The 26,064-nt window shown below is 34.6% G+C and carries 23 protein-coding genes, 8 tRNA genes and 1 rRNA gene; all 32 read left to right on the top strand.

The genetic code is table 11. From position 1 onward, the window contains the following. Positions 1 to 219 precede the first annotated feature (219 nt). Positions 220 to 1,068 (top strand): 4-(cytidine 5'-diphospho)-2-C-methyl-D-erythritol kinase, encoded by an 849-nt coding sequence (ispE, locus tag ACF91D_RS27065; RefSeq protein ID WP_327621090.1) that lies wholly within the window; start codon positions 220 to 222, stop codon positions 1,066 to 1,068. Positions 1,069 to 1,087: 19 nt separating this feature from the next. After that, entirely contained in the window at positions 1,088 to 1,912 is an 825-nt protein-coding gene (purR, locus tag ACF91D_RS27060; protein ID WP_017722007.1) for a pur operon repressor, read from the top strand. Positions 1,913 to 1,930: 18 nt separating this feature from the next. Further along, a complete protein-coding gene (locus ACF91D_RS27055) occupies positions 1,931 to 2,305 on the top strand; it encodes a RidA family protein (protein WP_029379204.1) in 375 nt (124 codons plus the stop codon). A gap of 65 nt (positions 2,306 to 2,370) precedes the next feature. Next, positions 2,371 to 2,679 (top strand): septation regulator SpoVG, encoded by a 309-nt coding sequence (gene spoVG / locus ACF91D_RS27050; RefSeq protein ID WP_038678806.1) that lies wholly within the window; start codon positions 2,371 to 2,373, stop codon positions 2,677 to 2,679. A gap of 452 nt (positions 2,680 to 3,131) precedes the next feature. After that, entirely contained in the window at positions 3,132 to 4,487 is a 1,356-nt protein-coding gene (gene glmU / locus ACF91D_RS27045) for a bifunctional UDP-N-acetylglucosamine diphosphorylase/glucosamine-1-phosphate N-acetyltransferase GlmU (protein WP_069793241.1), read from the top strand. 153 nt (positions 4,488 to 4,640) lie between these two features. Next, on the top strand, positions 4,641 to 5,606 hold the full coding sequence (locus ACF91D_RS27040) for a ribose-phosphate diphosphokinase (RefSeq protein WP_039069421.1): 966 nt from the start codon (positions 4,641 to 4,643) through the stop codon (positions 5,604 to 5,606). Positions 5,607 to 5,745: 139 nt separating this feature from the next. Next, positions 5,746 to 6,396: a 50S ribosomal protein L25/general stress protein Ctc gene (locus ACF91D_RS27035; RefSeq protein ID WP_039069420.1), complete on the top strand. Its 651-nt coding sequence runs from the start codon at positions 5,746 to 5,748 to the stop codon at positions 6,394 to 6,396. 206 nt (positions 6,397 to 6,602) lie between these two features. After that, a complete protein-coding gene (pth, locus tag ACF91D_RS27030; RefSeq protein ID WP_039069419.1) occupies positions 6,603 to 7,175 on the top strand; it encodes an aminoacyl-tRNA hydrolase in 573 nt (190 codons plus the stop codon). Further along, positions 7,172 to 10,684 carry a transcription-repair coupling factor gene (gene mfd, locus ACF91D_RS27025; protein WP_327621091.1) on the top strand — a complete coding sequence of 1,171 codons (3,513 nt, stop codon included), beginning with the start codon at positions 7,172 to 7,174 and terminating at the stop codon, positions 10,682 to 10,684. The genes pth and mfd overlap by 4 nt, the downstream gene beginning before the upstream one ends. Further along, positions 10,674 to 12,227, top strand: coding sequence for a polysaccharide biosynthesis protein (locus tag ACF91D_RS27020; protein WP_069793243.1), 1,554 nt, complete (start codon positions 10,674 to 10,676; stop codon positions 12,225 to 12,227). Before mfd ends, ACF91D_RS27020 begins: the two co-directional genes overlap by 11 nt. Next, the gene (locus tag ACF91D_RS27015; protein ID WP_107549598.1) at positions 12,227 to 13,420 is read left to right on the top strand and encodes a MazG nucleotide pyrophosphohydrolase domain-containing protein; all 1,194 of its coding nucleotides are present in this window, start codon (positions 12,227 to 12,229) and stop codon (positions 13,418 to 13,420) included. The genes ACF91D_RS27020 and ACF91D_RS27015 overlap by 1 nt, the downstream gene beginning before the upstream one ends. Continuing rightward, on the top strand, positions 13,417 to 13,680 hold the full coding sequence (locus ACF91D_RS27010) for an RNA-binding S4 domain-containing protein (RefSeq protein WP_039069415.1): 264 nt from the start codon (positions 13,417 to 13,419) through the stop codon (positions 13,678 to 13,680). The genes ACF91D_RS27015 and ACF91D_RS27010 overlap by 4 nt, the downstream gene beginning before the upstream one ends. Positions 13,681 to 13,701: 21 nt before the next feature. After that, on the top strand, positions 13,702 to 14,100 hold the full coding sequence (locus tag ACF91D_RS27005; RefSeq protein ID WP_039069409.1) for a septum formation initiator family protein: 399 nt from the start codon (positions 13,702 to 13,704) through the stop codon (positions 14,098 to 14,100). A gap of 100 nt (positions 14,101 to 14,200) precedes the next feature. Continuing rightward, positions 14,201 to 14,599, top strand: a complete 399-nt coding sequence (locus ACF91D_RS27000; protein ID WP_017722020.1) for a S1 domain-containing RNA-binding protein — start codon at positions 14,201 to 14,203, stop codon at positions 14,597 to 14,599. Positions 14,600 to 14,808: 209 nt separating this feature from the next. Further along, positions 14,809 to 16,104: a tRNA lysidine(34) synthetase TilS gene (tilS, locus tag ACF91D_RS26995; RefSeq protein WP_327621092.1), complete on the top strand. Its 1,296-nt coding sequence runs from the start codon at positions 14,809 to 14,811 to the stop codon at positions 16,102 to 16,104. Beyond that, a complete protein-coding gene (gene hpt, locus ACF91D_RS26990) occupies positions 16,094 to 16,633 on the top strand; it encodes a hypoxanthine phosphoribosyltransferase (protein WP_069793246.1) in 540 nt (179 codons plus the stop codon). The genes tilS and hpt overlap by 11 nt, the downstream gene beginning before the upstream one ends. Positions 16,634 to 16,933: 300 nt before the next feature. Beyond that, the gene (ftsH, locus tag ACF91D_RS26985; protein WP_039069406.1) at positions 16,934 to 19,000 is read left to right on the top strand and encodes an ATP-dependent zinc metalloprotease FtsH; all 2,067 of its coding nucleotides are present in this window, start codon (positions 16,934 to 16,936) and stop codon (positions 18,998 to 19,000) included. 251 nt (positions 19,001 to 19,251) lie between these two features. After that, entirely contained in the window at positions 19,252 to 20,133 is an 882-nt protein-coding gene (hslO, locus tag ACF91D_RS26980; RefSeq protein ID WP_327621093.1) for an Hsp33 family molecular chaperone HslO, read from the top strand. A 145-nt stretch (positions 20,134 to 20,278) separates the two neighbouring features. Beyond that, positions 20,279 to 21,211, top strand: coding sequence for a cysteine synthase A (gene cysK / locus ACF91D_RS26975; RefSeq protein WP_039069404.1), 933 nt, complete (start codon positions 20,279 to 20,281; stop codon positions 21,209 to 21,211). Positions 21,212 to 21,438: 227 nt separating this feature from the next. Continuing rightward, complete coding sequence (gene folP / locus ACF91D_RS26970; protein WP_327621094.1) at positions 21,439 to 22,242, top strand: dihydropteroate synthase; 804 nt, start codon at positions 21,439 to 21,441, stop codon at positions 22,240 to 22,242. Then, the gene (gene folB, locus ACF91D_RS26965) at positions 22,220 to 22,585 is read left to right on the top strand and encodes a dihydroneopterin aldolase (protein WP_039069402.1); all 366 of its coding nucleotides are present in this window, start codon (positions 22,220 to 22,222) and stop codon (positions 22,583 to 22,585) included. The genes folP and folB overlap by 23 nt, the downstream gene beginning before the upstream one ends. After that, positions 22,585 to 23,064: a 2-amino-4-hydroxy-6-hydroxymethyldihydropteridine diphosphokinase gene (gene folK / locus ACF91D_RS26960; protein ID WP_039069401.1), complete on the top strand. Its 480-nt coding sequence runs from the start codon at positions 22,585 to 22,587 to the stop codon at positions 23,062 to 23,064. The genes folB and folK overlap by 1 nt, the downstream gene beginning before the upstream one ends. 22 nt (positions 23,065 to 23,086) lie before the next feature. After that, positions 23,087 to 24,574, top strand: coding sequence for a lysine--tRNA ligase (gene lysS, locus ACF91D_RS26955; protein ID WP_039069400.1), 1,488 nt, complete (start codon positions 23,087 to 23,089; stop codon positions 24,572 to 24,574). 506 nt (positions 24,575 to 25,080) lie between these two features. Then, a 5S ribosomal RNA gene (gene rrf, locus ACF91D_RS26950) occupies positions 25,081 to 25,195 on the top strand. A 20-nt stretch (positions 25,196 to 25,215) separates the two neighbouring features. Continuing rightward, positions 25,216 to 25,291 (top strand) — tRNA-Val (locus ACF91D_RS26945). A 13-nt stretch (positions 25,292 to 25,304) separates the two neighbouring features. Further along, positions 25,305 to 25,380 (top strand) — tRNA-Thr (locus tag ACF91D_RS26940). 6 nt (positions 25,381 to 25,386) lie between these two features. After that, positions 25,387 to 25,459 (top strand) — tRNA-Lys (locus tag ACF91D_RS26935). A gap of 14 nt (positions 25,460 to 25,473) precedes the next feature. After that, a tRNA-Gly gene (locus ACF91D_RS26930) sits at positions 25,474 to 25,548 on the top strand. An 8-nt stretch (positions 25,549 to 25,556) separates the two neighbouring features. Further along, positions 25,557 to 25,645 (top strand) — tRNA-Leu (locus ACF91D_RS26925). A 13-nt stretch (positions 25,646 to 25,658) separates the two neighbouring features. After that, positions 25,659 to 25,735: transfer RNA gene (locus tag ACF91D_RS26920), tRNA-Arg, on the top strand. Positions 25,736 to 25,759: 24 nt separating this feature from the next. Beyond that, positions 25,760 to 25,833, top strand: a tRNA-Pro gene (locus tag ACF91D_RS26915). A gap of 18 nt (positions 25,834 to 25,851) precedes the next feature. Beyond that, a tRNA-Ala gene (locus ACF91D_RS26910) sits at positions 25,852 to 25,927 on the top strand. The last annotated feature ends 137 nt before the right edge of the window (positions 25,928 to 26,064 follow it).

Here is a 26,064-nt window from a genome sequence, read left to right as displayed (position 1 = left end):
ATTGCATAAAAGAGTAGATAATAGTTTTATCAACAATAAACAATATTGTAAAATAGTAAATTAAGAAAGATGCTTTTTATTTTTAGCCTACACCATTTGATAGTCTTTAAATAATAAAGTGGCAATAGAAATGACTAAGTTTTAAAAAACTAACAACGCAATGTTAACAATATGTTAAAATCATTTTATTACCATATCGAATTGGAAGAGGGTGGGGATATGATTTATGAAACGGCACCAGCGAAAATAAATTTAACGTTGGACACACTCTTTAAACGAGATGATGGTTTTCATGAAGTCGAAATGATAATGACGACAATTGATTTAAATGATAGATTGTCATTTGAACTACGTAAAGACAGAAAAATAATTGTTGACGTAGAACAATCCTATGTTCCCTCCGATAACAAAAATTTAGCGTACAAGGCTGCAGAATTAATGAAAAAGACCTATAATTTAAAGCAAGGTATAACTATTACTATAGATAAAAATATTCCTGTCTCAGCTGGTTTGGCAGGTGGGTCTACCGATGCTGCAGCAACAATGAGAGGGATGAATCGATTATATAATTTAAATCGACCGCTTGAAGAGTTGTGTGAGCTGGGTATACAAATTGGAACAGATATTCCATTTTGTATTTTAGGGAAAACTGCATTATGTAAAGGTAAAGGGGAAATCATTAAATTTTTAGATAAACCACCTTCCGCATGGGTTATAGTTGCTAAACCTGATTTAGGTATATCTTCACCTGATATATTTAAAAAATTAGATTTAAAACAGTCCTATAATGTCCATACTGACGCATGTGAAGCGGCCTTAATTTCAGAGGATTATGACCTATTATGTAAAAGTCTGTCAAACCGATTGGAACCTGTCTCGGGAAAGATGTATACAGAAATTTTAAAAATAAAGGCCAATATGCTAGAAAATGGAGCAGATGGCGCTGTTATGAGTGGTAGTGGTCCTACTGTTTATGGGTTAACACGAAAAGAAAGACAAGCAAAGCACGTATACAATGCTGTTAACGGTTGTTGTAACGAAGTGCACATTGTAAGACTATTAGGCTAATTGAGAAGGGATGAATCGAATGCGCTATAAAAGAAGTGAACGAATTGTTTATATGACTCAATATTTAATGAACAATCCGAATAAATTAATACCGTTAACGTATTTTGTACAAAAGTTTAAGCAAGCGAAGTCTTCCATTAGTGAAGATGTTCAAATTATTAAAACAACTTTCCAAAAGGAAAAGCTAGGAACAGTGATTACTACTGCAGGTGCTAGCGGCGGTGTTACTTATAAACCAGAGATGAGCAAAGCAGAAGCAACAGAAGTTATTGATGAAGTGATAGAACATTTACAAGAAAAAGAACGGTTACTGCCAGGTGGTTATTTATTTTTATCTGATTTAATGGGTAATCCAACTTTATTGAATCGAGTTGGTAAATTAATAGCAACACTATATATGGATGAAGAATTGGATGCTATTGTAACGATTGCCACTAAGGGTATCTCTCTAGCAAATTCAGTTGCAAATGTATTGAATTTACCTGTAGTAGTTATTCGTAAAGATAATAAAGTGACTGAAGGTTCTACTGTTTCTATAAATTACGTGTCTGGCTCTTCTAGAAAAATCGAGACAATGGTACTATCAAAGAGAACATTACCCGAAAATTCCAATGTACTTGTGGTCGACGATTTCATGCGTGCTGGTGGTTCAATAAATGGTGTGATGAATTTGATGAATGAGTTTAAAGCACATGTTAAAGGGGTATCGGTACTAGTAGAATCAAAAGAAGTTAAGCAAAGATTAATTGAAGATTATACTTCCTTAGTTAGATTATCTGATGTAGATGAGTACAATCAGGAATTTAAGGTGGAACAAGGCAACAGTTTAACTAAATTTTCTTAAAGGAGCGATTTCGACATCATGAAAGTTATTAATACGGAAAAGGCGCCCGAAGCGTTAGGGCCATACTCGCATGCAACAGAAATAAATGGACTTGTATTCACTTCAGGACAAATTCCATTAAATTTAAATGGAGAAATTGTCAGTGAAGATGTAAAAGAACAAACGACACAAGTTCTAGAAAATTTAAAAGTCGTGTTAGACCAAGCTGGATCAGATTTAGATTCAGTGATTAAAGCTACTATTTTCATTGCTGATATGAATGAATTTCAAAATATAAATGAAGTTTATGGCAAATACTTTAATGAACATCAACCAGCTAGAAGTTGTGTTGAAGTGGCAAGATTGCCGAAAGATGTTAAAGTTGAAATCGAATTAATAGCGAAAGTGAAATAAGGGTTTATAATTTTTAATGAAATTGTTAAGCTTCTAAACAAAGAGATACTAGGGGGGCTCACTACATGAAAGTGACAGATGTAAGACTTAGAAAAATACAAACAGATGGAAGAATGAAAGCGCTTGTTTCAATTACCTTAGATGAATCATTCGTAGTACATGATTTACGAGTGATTGAAGGCAACACAGGTCTATTCGTCGCAATGCCAAGTAAACGTACACCAGACGGTGAATTCCGAGATATCGCGCATCCTATAAATTCTGAAATGAGACAAGAAATACAAGATGCAGTGATGAAAGTGTATGAAGAGACTGATGAGGTCATCCCTGACAGAAATGCACAGTCATCAGATAATTCTGAAGAAGAAGCTTAAATTAAAAAACTTATTAAAAAAGATTGGATTTCTCCACAAACAGAAATCCAATCTTTTTTATTTTTGTAAAGTCAACCCGAAACAAAAAATAAAATTAATTGTTAAATTGTAAAGGTGACAAAAAATATATTATTTATAATTATAAATAATATGTGCTTTTTACTGCATCATAAATCAGAAAATTAGTATTGAAAAAAAGGATGCATGTGTATGATAACAACTAAATGAGAATACAGTATTTGTATTACATATTCATATATCGTTCTATAATTCGATAATATAAAAGCGGTTACTTGATTGAACAAAGATGACAAATCTATGCCTAGATATTTCTAATATTTTTAATGAAAATATTTCCATTATATAACATTGGTGTTTTGAGCCTTGAAAGTGTGACTAGCGTTAAATTATAATAAGTAAGAAGTGTATATTTTAATGGAGGGTTAACATACATGCAAAGACATGCAATAGTACTTGCAGCTGGCAAAGGTACGCGTATGAAATCAAAGAAATACAAAGTACTACATGATGTAGCAGGCAAATCAATGATTGAACATGTCATAGACAACGTTAAGCAATCAGGCGTAGAACAACTTGTTACAATTGTTGGGCATGGCGCACAAAATGTCAAAGACACATTGGGCGATGCATCACTTTATAGTTTTCAAGAAGAACAATTAGGCACTGCACATGCTGTTAAGATGGCAAGTGAGCATTTGAAAGATAAACAAGGCACAACGTTAGTAGTATGTGGAGACACACCGTTAATCACTGCGACAACATTGAAATCAATGATAGAACACCATGAGAACAAAAAAGCACAAGCTACTGTTTTATCAGCAACAGCATCTAATCCATTTGGTTATGGACGTATCCTGCGCGACTCGTCACAACAGTTGACTAAAATTGTTGAGCAAAAAGATGCAACAGAAACAGAGCGACAAATTAATGAAATTAGTTCAGGTATTTTCGCATTCGACAACCAAGTTTTATTTGAAAAATTGGAGTTAGTGAAAAATGAAAATGCGCAAAAGGAATATTATTTGCCTGATGTACTTTCATTAATTTTAGAAGATAAAGGCGTCGTTGAAATCTATCACACAGATGATTTTGAAGAGATTATGGGTGTTAATGATAGAGTGATGTTAAGTGAAGCTGAAAAAGCTTTTAAGAAACGCACTAATGAACAACATATGAGAAACGGTGTAACCATTGTTGACCCAGCAACTACATATATAGGAGCTGACGTTATCATTGGAGAAGATACAGTTGTTGAACCAGGGGTGAAACTTGCCGGACACACAGTAATCGGTGAAGATACAATTGTTGGACAATATACTGAAATAACGAACAGTAAAGTAGGTTCCAATGTCACAATTAAACAATCTGTCATCAATGAAGCAGTTATTGGTGATCAAGCTAATATTGGGCCGTTTGCACAACTTCGTCCTGGTGCAGACCTAGGCGAAAAAGTTAAAGTAGGTAACTTTGTTGAAGTTAAAAAATCTGTTGTTAAAACAGGTGCTAAATTACCTCACTTAAGTTATATAGGCGATGCTGAAATTGGCGAAAGAACAAATGTTGGTTGTGGCTCAATTACAGTGAACTATGATGGTATCAATAAATTCAAAACGATTATTGGTAATGATTCATTTATTGGTTGTAATACGAACCTTGTTGCCCCAATAACATTAGGAGACCGTTCGTTTATAGCGGCAGGTTCCACAATCACGGATAATGTCCCAGAAGACAGTTTGGCATTAGCTAGGGCTAGACAAACAACCAAAGAAGGTTATTTGAAAAAATAAAGGCATATATTTAGACAAGCGTACTTAAACTGTTAAAATCAATGTAATTGTATGAAAAGTTAACAAGAGTATGTGATTATGTTGCTGAACGATTTAAGCTTTGTTTTGTCTACAAAGGAAAACGAATTGAAAGAATTAATTGGAGGACTATAAATGTTAAACAATGAGTATAAGAATTCTGCTTTGAAAATATTTTCTTTAAAGGGTAATGAACCATTAGCCCAAGAAGTTGCAGACCAAGTTGGAATTGAGTTAGGTAAATGTTCGGTAAAACGTTTCAGCGATGGAGAAATTCAAATTAATATAGAAGAAAGTATCCGTGGTTGTGATGTGTTTATTATTCAACCAACATCAAATCCAGTGAATTTACATTTAATGGAATTGTTGATCATGATTGATGCTTGTAGACGTGCGTCAGCAGCGAATATTAATATAGTTGTTCCATATTATGGCTATGCACGCCAAGATAGAAAAGCACGTAGCCGTGAACCAATTACAGCAAAACTTGTAGCAAACTTAATTGAAACAGCAGGCGCAGATCGTATGATTGCACTTGATTTACATGCGCCACAAATACAAGGATTCTTCGATATGCCAATTGACCACTTAATGGGCGTTCCAATCTTAGCAGAATATTTCAATAATCAAACAGATATTGACCTTGAAGAATGTGTTGTCGTTTCACCTGACCATGGCGGTGTAACAAGAGCACGTAAACTTGCGGACATATTAAAAACGCCGATTGCCATTATAGACAAGCGTCGTCCAAAACCTAATGTTGCTGAAGTGATGAATATTGTAGGTGAAATTGATGGACGTACAGCAATTATTATAGATGATATTATTGATACAGCTGGTACCATTACTTTAGCTGCACAAGCCTTAAAAGATAAAGGTGCTAAAGATGTTTATGCATGTTGTACACACCCTGTTTTATCAGGTCCAGCAAAAGAACGCATTGAAAATTCAGCAATAAAAGAACTTGTAGTTACGAACTCAATTCAATTAGATGAAAGCCGCAAACCATCTAACACGAAAGAATTATCTGTAGCTGGTTTACTAGCACAAGCAATTATCCGTGTATATGAACGCGAATCTGTCAGTGTACTATTTGACTAATTAGTAAAATAGATATATAATTATTTCGTTCGTGATTTCACGACTTAATAAACACTTGCAAGCAACATGACGTTGATGGGTAAGTGAAGGGGTTCTTATTTATGAAAGATAAGAACAAAATATGAAAGGTGGAAATAATATGGCTGCATTAAAGTCAATTATTCGTCAAGGTAAACAAACTCGTTCAGACCTTAAAAAATTAAGAAATATTGGTAAAGTACCTGCAATTGTATATGGTTATGGTACTAAAAATACTTCAGTTAAAGTAGACGAAGTAGAATTTATCAAAGTTATTCGTGAAGTTGGACGTAACGGTGTTATCGAATTAGGCGTAGGTTCTAAAACTATCAAAGTAATGGTTTCAGACTACCAATTCGACCCGCTTAAAAACCAAATCACTCACATTGATTTCTTAGCTATCAACATGACTGAAGAACGTACTGTTGAAGTACCAGTTCAATTAGTTGGTGAAGCTGTAGGAGCTAAAGAAGGCGGCGTTGTTGAACAACCATTATTCGACTTGGAAGTTACTGCTACTCCAGACAACATTCCTGAAGTGATCGAAGTAGATATCAGTGAATTAGAAATTAACGATACGCTTTCAGTAGAAGACATCAAAGTTTCAGGTGATTACACTATCGAAAATGAAGCAACTGATTCAATTGTAACAGTAGTTCCTCCAACAGAAGAACCTACTGAAGAAGAAATCGAAGCAATGGAAGGCGATTCAGAAACTGAAGAACCAGCTGTTGTTGGCGAAGAAGACGATGAAAGTGATGAAGAAAAATAATAAGTAATAATGCTTATCATTGCTTTATCATCATATGCTGATTAAATCAGCGTTATCATATCTTATAAAAAGCACCGTGCTTAATACGTTAAGCAGGTGCTTTTTTATGTTATTATAGTGAATGATACGACAAAAAATGATAAGAAAAATAATTAATAGAACTCAAATGTAAATTAGATAAAGAGACAACTATTGGAGGTAACATAATGAAGTGTATTGTAGGTTTAGGCAATATTGGTAAACGCTTCGAACAAACAAAACATAATATTGGATTTGAAGTTATTGACTATATGTTAGAGCAAAATAAATTCACTTTAGACAAACAAAAATTTAAAGGTGCATACACGATAGAACGGTTTGCAGGCGAAAAAGTCATGTTTATTGAACCGATGACGATGATGAATTTATCTGGAGAGGCAGTAGGCCCTTTAATGAAATACTACGACATAGATATTGATGATTTAGTCGTTTTATATGATGATTTAGACTTACCACAAGGTGAAATCCGTTTAAGACAAAAAGGAAGCGCTGGTGGGCATAATGGTATGAAATCTATTATCCAAGTGTTGGGTACAGATCAATTTAAACGTATTAGAATTGGTGTAGATAGACCTTCAAATGGTATGTCTATCGTAGATTATGTATTGCAAAAGTTCTCAAAACAAGAAATGGAAACAATGAATAAAGTAATAGAACATTCTGCACGTGCAATTGAAGCCTACATAGAAAGTGATAGGTTTGATCGCGTGATGAATGAATATAATGGTGAAATCAATTGAAATCAATAATTACAGAGTATATAAATGAAGACAAACGTTATCAAGAATTAAACGAAATATTTGGTGAAGAGCAAGTATTGGTTACTGGGCTATCAGGGGCTGCTAAAGCAACGATTATCGCCGAAAAATATTTGAATAGTTCTAAACAATTATTAATTGTGACAAACAACCTTTATCAAGCAGATAAATTGGAAAGTGATTTAACACAGTTTGTTGAAGAACAAGATATTTACAAGTATCCAATGCAAGATATTATGACAGAAGAATTTTCAACACAAAGCCCTCAATTTATGAGTGAACGTGTACGTACATTAACGGCGTTGGCCCAAGAAAAAAGAGGTTTGTTTATCGTTCCGCTAAATGGGCTAAAAAAATGGTTAACACCAGTAGAAATGTGGAAATCGCATCAGTTAACACTAAATGTAGGTGATGACATAGACATCGATGACTTCCTAAATAAGCTAGTTAATATGGGTTATCGTAGAGAAAGTGTTGTTTCACATATAGGTGAGTTTTCCTTACGGGGTGGTATTATTGATATTTATCCACTAATTGGTAGCCCGATTAGAATTGAACTTTTTGATACAGAAGTTGATTCAATTCGAGATTTCGACGTAGAAACTCAAAGGTCAGAGGAGAATGTTGAAGAAGTAAACATCACTACTGCAAGCGATTATATAATTACAGAAGATGTGCTTAAGCACACAAAACAAAAACTTAAAGAAGCATACGAATATACAAGACCAAAAATTGATAAATCCGTCCGCAATGAATTAAAAGAAACGTATGAGAGTTTCCAGTTGTTCGAATCATCTATGTTCGATCATCAAGTATTACGTCGTCTTGTGGCTTTTATGTATCAACAGCCAACAACAATTATCGATTACTTTAAAGATGACGCAATTGTAGCAGTAGATGAATATAACAGAATTAAAGAAACTGAAACGGCCCTTATTACAGAAGCGGATGAGTTTATGCAAAATTTGATTGAAAGTGGTAAAGGGTTTATTGATCAAAGTTTCTTGCAATATGATGCTTTTGAAAATCAACTAAAACCCTATCCAGTGACATATTTCACATTATTCACAGCGACAATGTCTGTTGAATTAAATGAAATTATAAAATTTTCATGTAAGCCTGTGCAACAGTTTTATGGACAATATGATATTATGCGATCAGAATTTCAAAGATTCATCCAAAATGATTATACGGTTGTTGTACTTGCTGAAACAGAAGTTAAAAAAGAACGTATACAATCAATGCTTAATGAAATGCATATCCCGACATTTATTGATACACCTACGCATCGTAATGAAGGTGGCAACGCCATTATTACTGAAGGCAGTTTGTCAGAAGGTTTTGAACTACCATATATGCAATTAGTAGTTGTCACGGAAAGAGAATTATTTAAATCAAAACAAAAGAAAAAACCAAAGCAACAAAAAACATTAACAAATGCCGAAAAGATTAAATCATACCAAGATTTAAAAGTAGGTGACTATATTGTACATGTCCATCATGGTGTGGGGAGATATCTGGGTGTTGAAACGCTAGAAGTGGGTGGTGTACATAAAGATTACATCAAACTCCAATATAAAGGAACAGACCAATTATTCGTACCTGTTGATCAAATGGATCAAGTGCAAAAATATGTTGCATCAGAAGATAAAACGCCTAGGTTAAATAAACTTGGTGGGACAGAGTGGAAAAAGACAAAAGCGAAGGTTCAACAAAGTGTTGAAGACATGGCAGATGAACTAATAGAGTTATATAAATCACGCGAAATGTCTGTTGGTTATCAATTTGGTCCAGACACAGCTGAACAAAATGATTTTGAAATTGACTTTCCTTATGAGCTAACACCCGATCAAAGTAAATCGATTGAAGAAATTAAAAAGGATATGGAAATTGAACGCCCTATGGACAGATTGCTGTGTGGAGATGTTGGTTATGGTAAGACTGAAGTTGCCGTAAGAGCAGCTTTTAAAGCAGTAATGGAAGGTAAGCAGGTTGCCTTTTTAGTGCCGACGACCATATTAGCACAACAGCATTACGAAACATTAATCGAACGAATGCAAGACTTCCCAATAGAAGTACAACTGATTAGTAGATTTAGAACAGCAAAAGAAATTAAAGAAACTAAAGAAGGTTTGAAATCTGGTTTTGTTGATATCATTGTAGGAACACATAAATTACTGGGTAAAGATATTCACTATAAAGATTTAGGGTTACTTATTGTCGATGAAGAACAACGATTTGGTGTACGACATAAAGAGCGTATTAAATCTTTAAAAAATAATGTGGATGTTCTGACACTAACAGCTACACCTATTCCACGTACTCTACACATGAGTATGTTAGGTGTCCGCGATTTATCTGTCATTGAAACACCGCCAGAGAATCGTTTCCCAGTACAAACTTACGTATTAGAACAGAATACTAATTTTATAAAAGAAGCGCTAGAAAGAGAATTATCAAGAGATGGCCAGGTGTTTTATTTATATAATAAAGTGCAATCTATTTATGAAAAAAGAGAGCAATTACAAATGCTTATGCCGGACGCCAATATAGGCGTTGCACATGGGCAAATGAACGAAAGAGACTTAGAAGAAACGATGTTGAGTTTTATCAATCATGAATATGATATTATTGTAACTACGACTATTATTGAAACGGGCGTCGATGTTCCTAATGCGAATACTTTAATTATAGAAGACGCTGATCGTTTCGGACTAAGTCAACTTTACCAATTAAGAGGGCGCGTAGGTCGTTCAAGCCGTATTGGATACGCATACTTCTTGCACCCTACAAATAAAGTGCTGTCAGAAACTGCTGAAGACCGTCTACAAGCAATTAAAGAATTTACTGAATTAGGTTCAGGTTTCAAAATTGCGATGCGCGATTTGAATATTCGTGGTGCAGGTAATTTATTAGGTAAACAACAACATGGCTTTATAGATTCAGTTGGGTTTGATTTATATTCTCAAATGTTAGAAGAAGCAGTGAATGAAAAACGTGGTGTGAAAGATGAAAAGCAAGATGCACCAGAAGTTGAGATTGAACTTAATATTGATGCATACTTGCCAGCAGAGTATATTCAAAACGAGCAGGCTAAAATAGAAATTTATAAGAAATTACGTAAAATTGAGACGGAAGCACAATTAATGGATGTTAAAGACGAGTTAATTGACCGTTTTAATGATTATCCGGTTGAAGTTGAAAGACTTTTAGAAATGATGGAAATTAAAATACATGCATTGAATGCTGGTGTAACCTTAATCAAGGATATAGGTAAAAAAGTTGAAATTTATCTATCTGAAAAGGGTACAACAGATATTAATGGCGAAACATTATTTAAACAAACACAGCCACTGGGACGTACAATGAAAGTAGGCGTTCAAGATGGTAAAATGAAAGTGACTTTAAACAAAACAAGTAATTGGTTTGATAATTTGAAATTCCTGGCAAAATGTTTAGAAGAAAGTATGGTTATCTCTGATGAAAGCTAAGATTGACAAGTCGACTGCTTTTAATGGAGTAGTCGTGTTAACTTTGGCGCTTTTAGTAGTCAAAGTATTAAGTGCAGTTTACCGCGTACCTTATCAAAATATCTTGGGTGATGAAGGGTTATATGCATACCAACAAGTTTATCCAATCGTAGCTTTGGGTGTTATTTTAACGATGAATGCGATACCTAGTGCAGTTACTCAGGTATTTGGTTCAGAAGGAGATTTTAAACAATACACTCGCGTAATGATACGCATACAAAGCATAAGTGCAATATTTTTTCTGATTCTGCTGTTTTGTGCGAAGTGGGTTGCGTTATTAATGGGTGATATTAACCTGACACCTATGCTTAGAGCAGCAAGCTTTAGCTTCTTATTCATCGGCATTTTAGGTGTGTTTAGAGGTTACTATCAAGCACAAAGAGATATGAATGTGCCCGCTATTTCCCAGGTAATTGAACAATTTGTTCGTGTTGGAATTATTATTAGTGCGATTATTTTATTTATGATAGAGCATTGGTCAATATACGCTGCGGGAACGTTAGCAATTATAGGTTCAGCATTTGGATTTCTAGCATCGAGCCTCTTTCTAATATTACGGAAACCTTTTAAGCATTCGCAGAAGAAGTCTTACGAATTTGCACAAAAACCATTTACAGAATGGCGCAAACTCGCCTTAGCTATACTAATTTTTGCGGTAAGCCAACTCATAGTTATCATCTGGCAAGTAGTTGATAGTTTTACAGTACTTCATATGCTGCAAAGTACAGGCTTGGATTTTCAACAAGCGACTTCTCAAAAAGGCGTTTATGACCGTGGTGCGTCATTTATTCAAATGGGCTTAATCGTAACAACAACGTTTTGTTTTGTACTGATTCCTCTATTAACAGATGCAATAAAAGCTAGAAATAAAGTGCTTACCAATAGATACGCTAACGCATCTATTAAAATCACAATCTTGTTTAGTGTGTCAGCAGGTGTTGGTTTAATTAATTTAATGCCTATTATGAATAGTGTATTTTTTAAAACTAATAGTCAAACGTTAACGCTAGCTGTGTATATGCTAACCGTTATTTGTGTATCACTCATTATGATGGATATTGCACTATTACAAGTGAAAAATAAAGTACGTCCTGTGTTATTAGCGTTTAGTATAGGAGTTGTAAGCAAAATGGTACTAAATATAGCGTTGATACCACAATTATTAATGTTAGGCGGTAGTATAAGCACTGTTTTATCACTCATTTTATTTACAATTGTATTACACAAACATGTGTTAAAATATTATCTTTTCCAAAGTATGCGTAAATACGTGATTAAGTTAATCGTTACAATGTTTATTCTGTCGATAGTAGTTCAAATCACAATGTGGCTTATTCCTGAACATGGACGAATAATTGGCCTAATAGAATTAGTAATGGCTGCAGGTATTGGTGTCATTGTAATTGTTATTGCTATTGTGCGCACTAACTTGTTAAGTTACAGAGAATTAAAGCATCTACCATTTGGAGATAAGTTATACCATATGAAGAGAGGGGAAAGATAATGACAGGTAAGATAACAATTGTTGGATTAGGCAACTACGGCATTGATGATTTACCATTAGGTATATACAAATTTTTGAAAAATAAAGCTATAACGTACACAAGAACTATAGAGCATCCAGTAGTTGAAGCATTGACTGAAGAAGGTATGAAATTCCAAAGTTTTGACCATGTTTACGAAGAAAATCAAGCATTTGATGACGTATACCAAACAATTATGACACAATTAATTGAAGCAGCACGACAAGATGATATCGTCTACACAGTGCCTGGTCACCCTCGTGTAGCTGAAACGACAACTATAAAATTAGAGACATATGCACAACAACATGATGATATACAAGTTGAAGTATTAGGGGGAAAAAGTTTTATAGATGATGTGTTTGAAGCGGTAAAAGCAGACCCTAATGACGGTTTCACTTTACTTGATGCTACCTCGCTTACAAGCCAACAATTAAATATACGTACACACACACTAATTACACAAGTGTATAGCCCGATGACAGCTGGAGATTTAAAAGTGACATTAATGGAGCGCTATGATGATGAACAACTTGTATATATTGTGGATGGCGCTAGAAGTAGCGGAGCAAATGTTATTGAAACCCCATTATATGAATTAGATCATCACGCTATGATATTCAGTAATGTAACAAGCGTATTTATTAAAAAAGTTGAGCATGAGTTAACTTTTTATAGTGACTTTTATTATGCTACGAGTATTATCGATCAACTGGTTGACGATGAAAATGGTTGCCCGTGGGATAAAGTGCAAACACACCATACGTTAAAAAGATATTTATTAGAAGAGTCATTTGAATTATTTGAAGCTATAGATAATGAAGATGATTGGCATATTATAGAAGAACTAGGAGATATACTGTTACAAGTGTTGTTGCATACTAGTATTGGTAAAAAAGAAGGGTTTTTTGATATAAATGAAGTAGTACAAAACTTAACGAGTAAGATGATACACAGGCATCCACATATATTTGGAGAAGCACAAGCAGAGTCAGAAGAAGATTTAAAACACATATGGGCAAACGCTAAAGCTGAAGAAGGTAAAGTACAACGTGTGAAATTCGAAAAAGTGTTTGCAGAGCATTTTATGAAGTTGTATGATATAACCAAAAATATGTCATTAGACGAAACTGCTTTAAAACAATTTTTAGAGCAAGGAGGAGATAAATCATGAGACTTGATAAATATCTTAAAGTATCAAGATTGGTAAAACGCCGCACATTAGCAAAAGAGATTAGCGATCAAGGAAGAATTACAGTGAATGGTACAGTTGCTAAAGCTGGCACAGACGTTAAAGTTACAGATGAACTTGTAATTCGTTTTGGTCAAAAAATTATAACGATAAATGTGACCGGTTTAAGTGAACATGCAACAAAAGAAAATGCTAAAGGCATGTATGAAATTGTAAAAGAAGAAAAAATTGGTGAAGCTTAATAATAGAGGAGGTGACAAGTGTTGAGTAAAAAAGTAGAAAATATAGGTAATACATTTACTTCTTCAGAAAACAAGAAGAAACAGAAACAAAAAATGAGAAGACGCGTAGTCCGTAGACGTATTACTTTATTTGGTGGCATTTTACTCGCTATTATTATTATTTTATGCATAATGCTTGTCACTCAAAAACAAAGTAACCAAGAAGACGCCGTAGAACGCCAACAAAAAGAACAAAAATACCAAAAACAACAAGATGAAGAACTAGCATTAAAAGAACAACTTAATAATCTTAATGACAAAAGTTATATAGAGAAAGTAGCCAGAGACGATTATTATTTAAGTAATGATGGAGAAGTGATTTTCAAGTTGCCAGGAGACAAGTCTGAATCCAAATCGAAATCATCGAAAGAGGATAAATAACGAAAAAAATTTTTTTGCATCATAATACCATTGTTAATTTATGCAAACAGGCATATAATAAAGTTAAAATCGAAACAAATCGGGAGGATTTATTTACAATATGTCAATCGAAGTAGGAAACAAGCTTAAAGGTAAAGTCACTGGAATTAAAAAGTTTGGCGCTTTTGTCGAACTTCCAGAAGGAAAGAGTGGCTTAGTTCACATAAGTGAAGTTGCAGATAATTACGTGGAAAACGTAGAAGACCATTTATCTGTTGGAGATGAAGTTGAAGTTAAAGTACTTTCAATTGCTGATGATGGAAAAATTAGCCTATCTATTAAAAAAGCAAAAGATCGTCCGCGTAGACCGCAAAGTAAACCTAATCATAAACAACCTCAACCAAAAGGTGAAGACTTTGAAAAGAAATTGACAAATTTCTTGAAAGATAGCGAAGATAAATTAACTTCCATCAAACGTCAAACAGAATCTAGACGTGGCGGAAAAGGCGCAAGACGCTAAAAATATATAATGAGACTGTTCCGCAAATAACCTAACTTGATTCATTGAGGACAAAGTGAAATCATTTATTCCAATATTAAGTTTGATCGTAACAATCTAAGACTGTTTTCTTACTTGAGGAAACAGTCTCTTTTTTGTTAAAAAATTAGCACATTATAATTTTAAACTAACGTGCCTAATGAATGTCCACAAGTAAGGAGGTGGTTTGCATGGAAGTGAATACGGACGGTTGGTCCTCAGATAAGCACATTGTATTGGCTGTATCAACTGGTATTGATAGTATGGTATTGTTACACCAACTTATTACAAACTTGCAAGATACATACGCACAATTAACCTGTTTGCATGTAAATCATAATATTAGACCAATTGCTGATGAAGAAGAATTATTTCTGAAGCAATATTGTATTGACCATAATATTGCATTACATGTTAAACATTTAGATTTATCTACAATTGTTGAAAAAGGTAATAGTATTGAAAATGAGGCTAGACTTGAACGTTATCGTTGGTTTGACTTAATAATGAAAGATTTAAATGCAGATGTACTGCTCACAGCACATCATCAAGATGATCAGCTAGAAACTATTTTTTACAGATTGATGACAGGCCGTTCTACTAGAAGTAGTCTCGGTATGTCTTATTTGACAACGCGAGGAAGCTACGATTTATGTAAGCCACTTTTAACAACAACTAAAATAGAAATTCAGAACTATCAACATGCTTATGATGTCCCTTTTTATGAAGATGCAACTAATGCAGAAAACTATTATGTGAGAAATGATATTCGCAATCGCATTTTACCTGAAATAGAGCAAAATAAACAATTAGAGACCAAGCAGTTATTAAAACTAAAAGAGTGGCATGACGAACAGCGGGTAGTTATAGAGAATGAGGCTAACGCTTTTGTAGAGAGTGATGTCGAAATTAGTAGCACTCAATACCGTTTTTCTAGAAAACAATTTTTACAATTACGACATAGCGTGAAAATGAACGTATTAGATAAATTGTTTGCTAACATACTAACACGCGATCCTTTAACAGAAAAAACATACAATGAATGGTTTCAAATCATGGGTGAAAATATAGCGCAATCTACATTATATACAACAGATAAATGGATAATTTATATCGCTTATGATAAATTTATAATAATGGCAAATGATGACGTAAAACTTTCTCCGGCTAAGATAGATCAATCAGGGACATACAACTTCAGTCACTATAGTATTGACATTAATAATGATCTTCCTACATTTGAATTTCCACTACTAGTACGTACAAGAAACGATGGTGACAAATTTGAATTAAACGGAATGAAAGGGCACAAAAAGGTCAGTAGATTGTTGATTGATAATAAAATTGAGCAACAAAAACGTGGCCAAATACCAATCATAGTTAATGCTAATAATGAAATTATTGCTGTTGGAACATTATTTTTAAAACGTAAATACAAAGACTTAATTTGTATACGAGATATGGGAGAGGAAAAAAATGAGAGATGATTTAAAGGATGTATTGTTATCAGAGGAAGATATTCATCAAATATGTAAAGATTTAGGTGAAGAAATTACAGCAGCTTATAAAGGGAAACCGCTTGTTTGTATTGGCATATTAAAAGGATCTGTAATGTTTATGGCAGATTTAATTAAATATATCGATACACATTTAGCGATAGACTTCATGGATGTTTCAAGTTATCACGGAGGAACGGAATCTACAGGAGAAGTTCAGATTTTAAAAGATTTAAGTTCTTCAATTGAAAATAAAGACATCTTGATTATAGAAGATATCTTGGAAACTGGAACAACTTTAAAATCAATTACTGATTTATTAGAATCACGTCGTGTAAATTCACTTGAAATAGTAACATTACTTGATAAGCCTAACCGTCGTAAAGCCAATATTGAAGCAAAATATGTTGGTAAGAAAATTCCTGATGAATTTGTGGTTGGCTATGGTTTGGACTACGCTGAAAACTATAGAAATTTACCATATATCGGTACACTTAAACCAGAAATTTATTCAAAATAAGCAATACAATTTATCCGAATAGAAAATTATTATATAATATAAGTCTAAGTCGTTTTATGTGAATAAATACAATAGACTTTAATTACATAAACTCTTGTAAGTATTGAATACATAAATTTATGGTGGCTTGTTAATATGTAATACATTTTAAGTATCATTAAAAAGTAAAGAAAAAATAAAAATTAAGATAAAGCACCTGAAATTGTAAACATAATACAAAAGTTGAAATACTAGCCTTGAACTTATGTGTTATGTTACAATTTTTGTTAGTTTTATTATTGAAGTAGGAGGAAACGACGCATGCAGAAAGCCTTTCGTAACGTGCTAGTTATCGCAATCATTGGCGTTATTATTTTTGGTCTGTTTTCATTTTTAAATGGGAATGGGAATATGCCAAAACAACTTACATATAACCAATTTGTGAAACAGCTAGAAAAAGGTGATTTGAAATCACTCGAAATACAGCCTGAGCAAAATGTATATATGGTAAGTGGTAAAACAAAAAATGATGAAGACTATTCTTCAACAATTTTATATAACAACGATAAAGAGCTTGAAAAAATAACAAATGCAGCACAAGAACAAGATGGATTAAAATTTACAGTTAAAGAAGAAGAGAAACAAAGCGTATTTGTAAGTATATTAACAACATTAATTCCAGTATTAATTATTGCGTTATTATTTATTTTCTTCCTAAGCCAAGCACAAGGCGGCGGCGGTGGCGGCGGTCGTATGATGAACTTTGGTAAATCCAAAGCGAAAATGTACGATAGCCAGAAGAAACGTGTTCGCTTCTCAGATGTAGCTGGTGCAGACGAAGAAAAACAAGAATTAATCGAAATTGTCGATTTCTTAAAAGACAATAAACAATTTAAACAAATGGGCTCTAGAATACCTAAAGGTGTCCTATTAGTAGGCCCTCCAGGTACAGGTAAAACATTACTTGCACGTGCGGTTGCTGGTGAAGCTGGCACACCATTCTTCTCAATTAGTGGTTCTGACTTCGTTGAGATGTTTGTTGGTGTCGGTGCAAGTCGTGTTCGTGATTTATTTGAAAATGCTAAGAAAAATGCGCCTTGTATCATTTTTATTGATGAAATTGATGCAGTAGGACGTCAACGTGGTGCTGGTGTCGGTGGTGGCCATGATGAACGTGAGCAAACGTTAAACCAATTATTAGTTGAAATGGATGGATTTGGCGAAAACGAAGGTATCATTATGATAGCAGCTACTAACCGTCCTGACATTTTAGACCCAGCGTTATTACGTCCAGGTCGTTTCGATAGACAAATTCAAGTAGGTCGTCCAGATGTTAAGGGTCGTGAAGCGATATTACATGTGCATGCTAAAAATAAACCGCTTGACGAAACAGTTGACTTGAAAGCAGTGTCTCAAAGAACGCCAGGGTTCTCAGGTGCAGATTTAGAAAACTTACTAAACGAGGCATCACTTGTTGCTGTACGTGAAGGCAAGAAGAAAATCGATATGCGCGATATAGAAGAAGCTACAGACCGTGTTATTGCTGGTCCAGCTAAAAAATCTCGTGTTATTTCTGATAAAGAACGTAACATTGTCGCACATCACGAAGCTGGTCACACGATTATAGGTATGGTACTTGATGAAGCTGAAGTGGTTCACAAAGTTACCATTGTCCCTCGTGGTCAAGCTGGTGGTTACGCAATGATGTTACCAAAACAAGATCGATTCTTAATGACTGAACCAGAATTACTAGATAAAATTTGTGGTTTACTCGGCGGACGTGTTTCAGAAGATATTAACTTTAATGAAGTATCGACTGGTGCGTCTAACGACTTTGAACGTGCAACGCAAATTGCACGCCAAATGGTTACTGAGTATGGTATGAGTAAAAAACTTGGTACGGTCCAATTCTCAAGTAGTAGTAATGGACAAGTGTTCTTAGGTAAAGATATGCAAGGTGATCCAGAATATTCAGGTCAAATTGCTTACGAAATTGATAAAGAAGTACAACGTATAATTAAAGAACAATATGAGCGTTGTAAAGATATCTTGTTAGAACACAAATCTCAACTGATTTTAATTGCTGAATCATTATTAACAGAAGAAACATTAGTTGCTGAACAAATACGTTCATTATTCTATGACGGTGTATTACCTGAAGTCGATTACGATGGCGCAAAAGTTGTTGAAAACGAAGATAGTGATTTTGAAAAAGGTAAATACGGTAAATCATACGATGAAGTTCGTGAAGAGCAATCAGAAAAAAATAACAACGATCAACAAGAACAAGAAGATGAAGACAGAGAAAATACAGGTCACGAACAGTCACCAAATATTGATAAACCAAGCAATCCAAGTGATCCTAACGATCCAAGCAATAGAAACTAAGAAATTAAACTAAAACTTCTTTCTGCTATTAACATGAATAGCAGAAAGAAGTTTTTTATTTATAGAATTTTAATTTATAATTTAAATAGCACTTTAAGCAATTATTATTTTATGACAGATATTTAGCCGAACAAATAGTTAGTAATTTTCACCAAGAAATATTAAAATAAGTTGCGTTAATAGAAGAGAAATTGACAAAATAAGCAATTATATGACGAAAAATAATTAAAATTAAAGGAGAAATCTTAAAAATGACGAATGATTATATAGTTAAAGCTTTAGCTTTTGGAGGGCAAATCCGTGCATACAGCGCTTTAACAACTGAAAGTGTTCAAGAAGCACAGACAAGACATTATACTTGGCCAACTGCATCAGCTGCGCTTGGTCGTACAATGACAGCAACATTAATGATGGGTGCAATGTTGAAAGGCGAACAAAAATTAACAGTAACAGTAGATGGTCAAGGGCCAATAGGTAAAATTATCGCTGATGCTGATGCAAAAGGAAATGTAAGAGGTTATGTCACTAGTCCTCAAACACACTTCCCACTAAATGATAGTGGGAAATTAGATGTTAGCAGAGCTGTTGGAACAAATGGCTCATTAACTGTAGTTAAAGACGTTGGACTAAAAGATTATTTCTCAGGATCAAGTCCAATAGTGTCAGGCGAGTTAGGTGACGATTTCACATACTATTTTGCTAAAAGTGAACAAGTTCCTTCATCAGTAGGTCTCGGCGTACTCGTAAATCCTGATAATTCAATTAAAGCGTCAGGCGGATTTTTAATCCAAGTAATGCCAGGCGCAGAAGATGAAACAATTAATAAATTAGAAAATGCTATTAATAATATGACGCCAGTATCTAAACTAATAGATCGAGGTTTATCACCGGAAGAACTTTTATTTGAAATTCTTGGTGAAGATAATGTACAAATACTAGAAAACCTTCCAGCTCAATTTGAATGTAATTGTGGGCACGATAAATTCTTAAATGCAATTAAAGGTTTAGGAGAGGCAGAAATTCAAAATATGATTGATGTGGATCATGGCGCAGAAGCTGAATGTCATTTTTGTAGAAGTAAGTACAAGTATTCAGAAGAAGAACTACAGGAATTATTAGAAAATATTAAGTAAAAAGGTTAATATTGATATTGTAATGTCTTGGAATTTAAATAAATAAGGTTTTATTGTTGTATTTACAGAAAAATCTGATAAAATTAAATTATATCCGAGAGAAAAAGTAGGGTTTGAAACTTTTTAACGAAAAGGAGCAATACTTATGTCAAATAAACCAGTAGACAATATCGTACAAGTGATTGGAAATACACCTGTAGTTAAATTAAATAACGTTGTAGAGGAAGGTGCTGCAGACGTTTACGTAAAACTTGAATATCAAAATCCAGGCGGTTCTGTAAAAGATCGTATTGCACTAGCAATGATTGAAGAAGCTGAAAAAGAAGGCAAAATTAAGCCTGGTGATACAATTGTTGAACCAACGAGCGGAAACACTGGTATCGGCTTAGCGTTTGTTTGTGCAGCTAAAGGTTATAAAGCCGTATTTACAATGCCTGAAACAATGAGCCAAGAACGTCGTAACTTATTAAAAGCATACGGCGCAGAACTAGTATTAACTCCTGGTTCAGAAGCTATGAAAGGCGCAATTAAAAAAGCAAAAGAATTGAAAGAAGAATTTGGTTACTTTGAACCACAACAATTCGAAAACCCAGCTAACCCTCGTGTACACGAATTAACAACTGGGCCAGAATTGGTTGAACAATTTGAAGGTAAGACAATTGATTCATTCTTAGCTGGCGTCGGTACAGGTGGTACATTAAGTGGTGCAGGTAAAGTGTTAAAAGAGAAGTATCCAGATATCAATCTTGTAGCAATCGAACCAGAAGACTCTCCAGTATTAAGTGGTGGCGAACCTGGTCCTCATAAACTACAAGGTTTAGGTGCAGGATTTATTCCTGATACTTTAGATGAAAATATCTATGATGAAATTATTCAAGTAGGCAATGAAACAGCTATGGAAATGGCACGTAAAGTTGCTAAAGAAGAAGGAATCTTATGTGGTATTTCTTCAGGTGCAGCGATTCATGCAGCCATTGAAAAGGCTAAAAACCTAGGTGCAGGTAAAACAGTTGTCACTGTATTACCAAGTAATGGTGAACGTTACTTATCAACACCATTATTCGCATTTGACGATTAATCATTGAAGTATATTGCTAACCGGTCACATAATTATGTGTGCCGGTTTTTTAATGTTATGACTAGATTTAATAAATCATTTCAAATGCAGAATTGTTTTGATTCATTAAAATTTGCAATTCATTCAAGTACTTGTTACTGAAAAAAATAAAAAATAACGTTATTATAGAAATATGATAATAAATTGATAGGAAAATCATTTTAGAGGTGAAAGGAAGCAAAATGATTATGACGCATACAAAAATTATGGGAATATTAAACATTACACCGGACTCATTCTCTGACGGAGGAAAATATAATTCAGTTGAAAAGGCTGTTGAACGCGCAGAGAAAATGATAGAAGAGGGCGTTGATATCATAGATATTGGTGGCGTATCTACGAGACCAGGTTATGAAGAAGTGAGCGTTGAAGAAGAACTTGATCGTGTCGTACCTGTGGTAGAAGCTTTGACTCGTTTAGGTATTCAATTATCAGTTGATACATACAGAAGTGAAGTAGCAGAAGCGGCCATGAAATTAGGTGTTACGATGATTAATGACCAATGGGCTGGCCACCATGATCCGCGTATATTTGAAATTGTTGCGAAATATGAAGGTGAAATTGTGTTAATGCACAACGGAGACGGGCATAGAGAAGAATCAGTTGTCGATGAGATGTTGTTGTATCTTTTAAAACAAGCAAATAAAGCTGAAATGGCGGGGATACCACAACATAAAGTGTGGATTGATCCAGGTATTGGTTTTGCCAAAACAAGAGACGAGGAAAAGGAAGTTATGTCTCGATTAGATGAACTCGTAGCAACTGGATACCCCGTGCTGTTAGCAACAAGCAGAAAAAGATTTATTAAGGAAATGATTGGTGTAGACACAACTCCAACTGAACGAGATGAAGCAACTGCTGGTACAACAGCATATGGTATTACTAAAGGTATTAAGGGCGTAAGAGTACATAACGTTGTATTAAACGCTCGGATAGCACAAAGTATGGATTATTTAAAGGAGAATGATAATGCGCGACACAATATTTCTTAATGGTATGAGATTTTATAGTTATCATGGCGCGTTACCAGCCGAAAATGAGATTGGACAAATATTTATTGTTGATGTCACGATGAAAGTTGATCTTAGTACAGCAGGTAAAACTGATAAAGTTACAGATACTGTACATTATGGAGAAGTATTTGAAGAAGTGAAAGCGATTATGGAAGGTGAACCAGTAAATTTATTAGAGCATCTGGCTGAACGTATTGCAAAACGTATAAATTCACACTATAATCGTGTAGTGGAAACGAAAGTCAGAATCACTAAAGAAAATCCACCTATACCTGGACATTATAATGGAGTAGGTGTTGAAATAGTGAGGGAGAATCACTAATGACATATGCGTATTTAGGATTAGGTAGTAATGTTGGAGAAAGAGAGACGCAACTTGATGAAGCAGTGCGCATTTTAAATAACAAAAATGGTATTGAAGTCACGAAAGTTTCACCAATATATGAAACAGAGCCAGTAGGTTACGTTGATCAACCACAATTTTTAAATCAATGTATTGAAATTCATACATTATTGAAGCCAAAAGATTTGTTAAAGGCATGTATGGAAACAGAACAACAATTGCATCGCGTTAGAGATGTACGTTGGGGGCCAAGAACTTTAGATGTAGATATTTTATTGTATGGAAATCAAATTATTGAAAAAGAAGATTTGATTGTTCCACACCCAAGAATGTTAGAACGTTCATTTGTTCTGATTCCATTAAATGATATAGCATCTGATTTTATTGAACCGCATTCTAATGAAAAAATTGGTAATATAGTGATGACAGACGATTCAGTGAAAAAGTATAAAGATTGAAAAGCATAAAGGAGAGAAAGTTATGTCAGAAGAAATGAACGACCAAATGCAGGTTCGCCGTCAAAAATTACAAGAATTATACGATTTAGGAATTGACCCATTTGGACAAAAATTCGATCGTAGTTCAATGGCTAGCCCATTACACGAAGATTGGAATCAATTTTCTAAAGAAGAATTACAAGAAAAAGAAGAAGAAAGTCATGTAAGTATAGCAGGGCGTTTAATGACTAAACGTGGTAAAGGTAAAGCAGGCTTTGCTCATGTACAAGATTTAAGTGGCCAAATACAGATTTATGTCAGAAAAGATCAAGTAGGTGACGACCAATTTGAAATTTGGAATTCTTCGGATTTAGGGGACATAGTTGGTGTTGAAGGTGTTATGTTTAAAACGAACACAGGAGAACTTTCAGTTAAAGCAAAATCGTTCACGCTTTTAACAAAAGCATTACGCCCGTTACCAGATAAGTTCCATGGTTTACAAGATATCGAACAACGTTATCGTCAACGTTATCTTGATTTAATTACAAACCAAGATAGTACTAAGACATTTATTAACCGCAGTAAAATCTTACAAGAGATGCGTAACTATTTAAATTCTCAAGGATTCTTAGAGGTAGAAACACCAATGATGCATCAAATAGCAGGTGGCGCTGCAGCACGTCCATTTGTTACACACCATAATGCATTAGATGCCACATTATATATGAGAATTGCAATTGAATTACATTTGAAACGTCTTATCGTTGGCGGCCTAGAAAAAGTATATGAAATTGGTCGCGTGTTTAGAAATGAAGGTGTGTCTACAAGACATAACCCAGAATTTACAATGATTGAATTATATGAAGCGTACGCTGACTATCACGATATCATGGATATTACTGAAAACATGATTAGACATATTTCAGAAAAAGTATTAGGCACTGCTAAAGTATCATATGGTGAAGAAACAATTGATTTAGAGTCTAACTGGAAACGAATCCATATGGCTGACGCCGTTAAAGAAGCGACAGGTGTAGATTTCTTCAACATCCAAAGTGATGATGAAGCTAAAACAGCCGCTAAAGAACATGGTGTAGAAATCACAAGTAATATGAAATACGGTCATATCTTAAATGAATTCTTTGAACAAAAAGTTGAAGAAACATTAATTCAACCTACATTTGTTTATGGGCACCCAATAGAGATTTCTCCATTAGCTAAGAAAAATCCTGAAGATCCTAGGTTTACAGACCGCTTTGAATTATTCATTGTAGGTAGAGAGCATGGTAATGCATTTACTGAGTTGAATGACCCTATTGATCAAAGAACAAGATTTGAAGCTCAATTAGTAGAAAAAGAACAAGGGAACGATGAAGCTCATGAAATGGATGAAGACTTTATTGAAGCATTAGAATACGGTATGCCACCGACTGGCGGTTTAGGTATAGGTATTGATAGATTAGTAATGTTACTTACTGACTCAGCATCAATACGTGACGTATTACTATTCCCGTATATGAGACAAAAATAATATAAGAGATTGTATACTTAAATACCCTAACTTATAATAGAACGAATATCATGCTGTCACAAAGACATGTTATGATATTCGTTTTTTATTTAAGGAAGAAGTGGATAACTTATGATAAAAAAAGAAAGTATGTTTTAGAGGCACTTTTAATAAATAAATTAAGTAATAAGATACGATTATGCATAATTATGCTATAAAAATATAAAAATATACTATAAAAGGTATGGTAAATACTGTTTTCATGTGGTAAGATTATTCAAGTCGAGTTAAGCAAGTGAGCGAGACATGACATAAAAAATGCTATAACAAAGCTTTTGAGAAAAAGTTTGAAAAACTATTGACTCAAAAGAAAAAACATAGTATTATGTAAAAGTCGTCAAAAACGAATGAATACATAAAGAAACAACTTAAGTAAATGTTGTTTAAAGATTTTTTGAAGATAGTGTAAAATTGACTATTGCAATTAATTAACAAAGAATGTATTATTAATAAAGTAAGTTATTTTGTCTGGTGACAATGGCAAAGAGGTCACACCTGTTCCCATGCCGAACACAGAAGTTAAGCTCTTTAGCGCCGATGGTAGTCGGACTTACGTTCCGCAAGAGTAGGACGTTGCCAGGCTTTATAATAGATTTCCATGTGGAGGATTAGCTCAGCTGGGAGAGCATCTGCCTTACAAGCAGAGGGTCGGCGGTTCGAACCCGTCATCCTCCACCATTTCAAATGAATAGCCGGCCTAGCTCAACTGGTAGAGCAACTGACTTGTAATCAGTAGGTTGGGGGTTCAAGTCCTCTGGCCGGCACCATTTCATGAGCCATTAGCTCAGTTGGTAGAGCATCTGACTTTTAATCAGAGGGTCAGTGGTTCGAGCCCACTATGGCTCATACAGTTTCATTTTGCAGAAGTAGTTCAGCGGTAGAATACGACCTTGCCAAGGTCGGGGTCGCGGGTTCGAATCCCGTCTTCTGCTCCATTATTTTTGCCGGGGTGGCGGAACTGGCAGACGCACAGGACTTAAAATCCTGCGGTGAGAGATCACCGTACCGGTTCGATTCCGGTCCTCGGCACCATCATTTTAATAATGCGCCCGTAGCTCAACTGGATAGAGTACTTGACTACGAATCAAGAGGTTACAGGTTCGACCCCTGTCGGGCGCACCATTTTTAAAATGTTTAAACTAAATACGGGAAGTAGCTCAGCTTGGTAGAGCACTTGGTTTGGGACCAAGGGGTCGCAGGTTCGAATCCTGTCTTCCCGACTCTTTTAAATTATATATGGGGGCTTAGCTCAGATGGGAGAGCGCCTGCTTTGCACGCAGGAGGTCAGCGGTTCGATCCCGCTAGTCTCCACCATATTTATTATTGATTGAAGAAATGAACATTGAAAACTGAATTGCAATATGTCAACGTTAATTCCGAACACAACATTAAATTGTTGGTTCAAAACAGTGTTAGAGATAACACAAATTAGTATTTTATGAGCTAATCAA

The organism is Staphylococcus sp. 231237_7MaSpsaltlick, from assembly GCF_043107035.1.
This window is presented reverse-complemented; position numbering and strand designations above follow the sequence as displayed.

Excerpts from the sequence above, each read along its gene's own strand:
- ACF91D_RS27040 (WP_039069421.1), top strand. The coding sequence starts at position 4,641 with ATGTTAAACAATGAGTATAAGAATTCTGCTTTGAAAATATTTTCTTTA.
- folK (WP_039069401.1), top strand. The coding sequence starts at position 22,585 with ATGACATATGCGTATTTAGGATTAGGTAGTAATGTTGGAGAAAGAGAG.
- purR (WP_017722007.1), top strand. The coding sequence starts at position 1,088 with ATGCGCTATAAAAGAAGTGAACGAATTGTTTATATGACTCAATATTTA.
- folB (WP_039069402.1), top strand. The coding sequence starts at position 22,220 with ATGCGCGACACAATATTTCTTAATGGTATGAGATTTTATAGTTATCAT.
- ACF91D_RS27020 (WP_069793243.1), top strand. The coding sequence starts at position 10,674 with ATGAAAGCTAAGATTGACAAGTCGACTGCTTTTAATGGAGTAGTCGTG.
- hpt (WP_069793246.1), top strand. The coding sequence starts at position 16,094 with ATGAGAGATGATTTAAAGGATGTATTGTTATCAGAGGAAGATATTCAT.
- ACF91D_RS27055 (WP_029379204.1), top strand. The coding sequence starts at position 1,931 with ATGAAAGTTATTAATACGGAAAAGGCGCCCGAAGCGTTAGGGCCATAC.
- spoVG (WP_038678806.1), top strand. The coding sequence starts at position 2,371 with ATGAAAGTGACAGATGTAAGACTTAGAAAAATACAAACAGATGGAAGA.
- hslO (WP_327621093.1), top strand. The coding sequence starts at position 19,252 with ATGACGAATGATTATATAGTTAAAGCTTTAGCTTTTGGAGGGCAAATC.
- cysK (WP_039069404.1), top strand. The coding sequence starts at position 20,279 with ATGTCAAATAAACCAGTAGACAATATCGTACAAGTGATTGGAAATACA.
- ACF91D_RS27015 (WP_107549598.1), top strand. The coding sequence starts at position 12,227 with ATGACAGGTAAGATAACAATTGTTGGATTAGGCAACTACGGCATTGAT.
- ACF91D_RS27000 (WP_017722020.1), top strand. The coding sequence starts at position 14,201 with ATGTCAATCGAAGTAGGAAACAAGCTTAAAGGTAAAGTCACTGGAATT.
- tilS (WP_327621092.1), top strand. The coding sequence starts at position 14,809 with ATGGAAGTGAATACGGACGGTTGGTCCTCAGATAAGCACATTGTATTG.
- ispE (WP_327621090.1), top strand. The coding sequence starts at position 220 with ATGATTTATGAAACGGCACCAGCGAAAATAAATTTAACGTTGGACACA.
- ftsH (WP_039069406.1), top strand. The coding sequence starts at position 16,934 with ATGCAGAAAGCCTTTCGTAACGTGCTAGTTATCGCAATCATTGGCGTT.
- ACF91D_RS27035 (WP_039069420.1), top strand. The coding sequence starts at position 5,746 with ATGGCTGCATTAAAGTCAATTATTCGTCAAGGTAAACAAACTCGTTCA.
- pth (WP_039069419.1), top strand. The coding sequence starts at position 6,603 with ATGAAGTGTATTGTAGGTTTAGGCAATATTGGTAAACGCTTCGAACAA.
- glmU (WP_069793241.1), top strand. The coding sequence starts at position 3,132 with ATGCAAAGACATGCAATAGTACTTGCAGCTGGCAAAGGTACGCGTATG.
- folP (WP_327621094.1), top strand. The coding sequence starts at position 21,439 with ATGACGCATACAAAAATTATGGGAATATTAAACATTACACCGGACTCA.
- ACF91D_RS27010 (WP_039069415.1), top strand. The coding sequence starts at position 13,417 with ATGAGACTTGATAAATATCTTAAAGTATCAAGATTGGTAAAACGCCGC.
- lysS (WP_039069400.1), top strand. The coding sequence starts at position 23,087 with ATGTCAGAAGAAATGAACGACCAAATGCAGGTTCGCCGTCAAAAATTA.